Raw genomic sequence first — 2,528 nt, 5'->3', positions numbered from 1 at the left:
CAGATAAGCCCAGCGTCCGTTGACCTTCACGTAGGTTTCATCGAGATGCCATGAGCCAAAACCGGAAGGTTGACGCCAGTACCAGCGCCGCCGCTTTTCCATCTCAGGTGCAGAACGCTGAACCCATCGATAAATCGTGGTGTGATCGACATTTACCCCTCGCTCAGCCAGCATCTCCTGCAGCTCACGATAACTGATGCCATATTTGCAGTACCAGCGGACGGCCCACAGGATAATATGACGCTCAAAATGTCGACCTTTAAATGGGTTCATGTGCTGCTCCTTCAACTAAACAGTGGCATCAGTTTACCATCGCCAGATCTTTGCAACAGTGCCCGGAGGCTCGCCATGCCCGGAGTGGGATGGCTGGAAATGCCTAGCCTGTTTCTCCGTCACCCCCGGTGACTCACTCCTGACGCAGCTGCAAATCGAGTGGCATTTTGCTCGGCTCACCGCCAATCTCCCGCACCAGCTTCGGCACCATGTAGCCTGACACCATGCTCAGCAGCTGGCGCATGATGGCGCGTGCTTCATCGTCAGAGACGTAGAAGTGCGCCGCACCCCGGACTTTGTCCAGCACGTGCAGGTAATAAGGCAGGATCCCGGCGTCAAACAACGCATTGCTCAGCTGCGCAAGGGCGGGGGCATTATCGTTAACGCCGCGCAGCAGCACGCTCTGATTAAGCAGCGTCACCCCCGTACGCTTCAGCATGCGCATGCCGTGGCGCAGATCGTCGTCAATCTCCTGCGCGTGGTTAATGTGCGTGACCATCAATGTTTGCAGACGCGACTGCGCCAGCCGCTTGCACAGCGCTTCGGTAATGCGTTTCGGGATCACCACCGGCAGGCGGCTGTGAATACGCAGGCGCTTTAGATGCGGGATCTGCTCCAGTTCGCCAATCAGCCAGCTCAATTCATGATCTTTCGCCATCAGCGGATCGCCGCCAGAGAAAATAATCTCATCCAGTTCTGGCTGTTGTCGGATATACTCCAGGGCCTGCTGCCAGTTGCGTTTGTTGCCTCGGTTGTCCGAGTAAGGAAAATGGCGGCGGAAGCAGTAACGGCAATTGACGGCGCAGCCGCCTTTGACCAGCAACAGCGCACGATTACGATATTTATGTAACAGACCCGGCACCATGCTGCTCTGCTCATCGAGCGGATCGGTACTGTAGCCCGGTGCATCGACAAACTCCTGCTTTGAGGTGATCACCTGTAGCAGCAGCGGATCCTTCGGATCGCCTTTGCGCATACGTGCAGCGAAGACGCACGGGACGCGCAGGGCGAAAAGACGCCGTGCGTCATGGCCTGAAACCAGTTCAGGGTGATGTTGCAACGCTAAAAGTTGCAGTAATTCATCCGGATCAGTTATTACATCAGCAAGTTGATGCAACCAATCTTCTCGCACAGGGGGACTTAGGGTTACAATGTGTGCCATTTTTTGGCTAAGTACCAGTTATAAATTCTCGAGGGCCTTCATGGCGACTTATTCTAGCAACTATTTCCGTCCCGGTCTTAAAATCATGTTCGAAGGCGAGCCTTATGCCATCGAATCAAGCGAGTTTGTTAAGCCGGGTAAAGGCCAAGCATTTGCACGCGTAAAAATGCGTCGTCTGCTGACCGGAAGCCGCGTTGAGAAAACTTTTAAATCTACCGACTCCGCTGAAGGCGCTGACGTAGTAGATACCAACCTGAACTACCTGTACAACGACGGCAAATTCTTCCACTTCATGCACCCGGAAACCTTCGAACAGCACTTTGTTGAAGCGAAAACCGTTGGCTATGCAGCTAAATGGCTGCTGGACAACGCAGAGTGCATCGTGACCCTGTGGAACGGCAAACCAATTCAGGTTCTGCCACCGAACTTCGTTGAGCTGGAAATCACCGATACTGACCCCGGCCTGAAAGGCGACACGGCAGGTACCGGCGGCAAGCCAGCGACTCTCTCTACCGGTGCGGTAGTGAAAGTGCCACTGTTTGTGCAGATTGGCGAAGTGATTAAAGTTGATACCCGTTCTGGCGAATACGTTTCCCGCGTAAAATAAGCCCGATCGAAGGGGTCTAGCATCGTCAGGCCCTTCTCAAGTTTCCCCTCAATTTCTTTTGGGGCTGTCCTAGACAACTAAGATTATCGAACGTAGCACGCCTGTGGCGTGAGCGGCGCTGCTGCGCCGCTTCGGGTGTTTGCATGACCGGCGCTCCGCTTTATACTCTGCTCCATGCATATCCCCCGTCCCGCTAAACTTCTTTTCACCGTCGATGACGGCTGGAACCGCTACCTCGAAAAACACGGCGACAGCATCAGCCAGTGGACCCGTCTCAGCGTTGAGCGCATGCTCGCCTGCAGGACCTGCGCTATGGGTGTGCGCCGCTACTGCTGCGCCTCACCGGACTGCACACACTCCCGCTTCTTTTGCCAAAGCTGCAAGTCAAAGGCCTGTAGTGCCTGCGGCATGAAGTCCACCGAGCAGTGGATCGCTGAGCAACAGCACGTCCTGCCCGACTGCGAAGGGCAGCACATCACCTTTACC

General features: G+C 55.1%; 4 protein-coding genes. 2 read left to right on the top strand and 2 right to left on the bottom strand.

Annotated features, from left to right (window positions below; translation table 11 throughout):
* Window positions 1-273, bottom strand: a 273-nt coding sequence (locus BBW68_RS11170; RefSeq protein ID WP_148127483.1) for an IS6 family transposase, incomplete at its 3' end; no start/stop codon positions are given.
* A gap of 133 nt (window positions 274-406) precedes the next feature.
* Window positions 407-1,435, bottom strand: a complete 1,029-nt coding sequence (gene epmB, locus BBW68_RS11165) for an EF-P beta-lysylation protein EpmB (protein WP_070135422.1) — start codon at window positions 1,433-1,435, stop codon at window positions 407-409.
* A 40-nt stretch (window positions 1,436-1,475) separates the two neighbouring features.
* Here epmB and efp point away from each other — a divergent pair, with 40 nt between their 5' ends.
* Together efp and BBW68_RS11155 are read left to right on the top strand one after the other, a co-directional pair.
* Window positions 1,476-2,042, top strand: coding sequence for an elongation factor P (gene efp, locus BBW68_RS11160; protein ID WP_070135421.1), 567 nt, complete (start codon window positions 1,476-1,478; stop codon window positions 2,040-2,042).
* 174 nt (window positions 2,043-2,216) lie between these two features.
* The coding region (locus BBW68_RS11155) for a transposase zinc-binding domain-containing protein (protein ID WP_186821323.1) at window positions 2,217-2,528 on the top strand (312 nt) is incomplete at its 3' end.

The sequence above is a fragment of the Candidatus Erwinia dacicola genome (assembly GCF_001756855.1).
Classification (GTDB): Bacteria; Pseudomonadota; Gammaproteobacteria; order Enterobacterales; family Enterobacteriaceae; genus Erwinia; species Erwinia dacicola.
Note: the sequence above shows the minus strand (reverse complement) of the source record. Positions and strands in the feature narration are given on the sequence as shown.

Bases quoted from the DNA above. Each gene is read 5' to 3' on its own strand.
- efp (WP_070135421.1), top strand. From the start codon at position 1,476: ATGGCGACTTATTCTAGCAACTATTTCCGTCCCGGTCTTAAAATCATG.
- epmB (WP_070135422.1), bottom strand. From the start codon at position 1,435: ATGGCACACATTGTAACCCTAAGTCCCCCTGTGCGAGAAGATTGGTTG.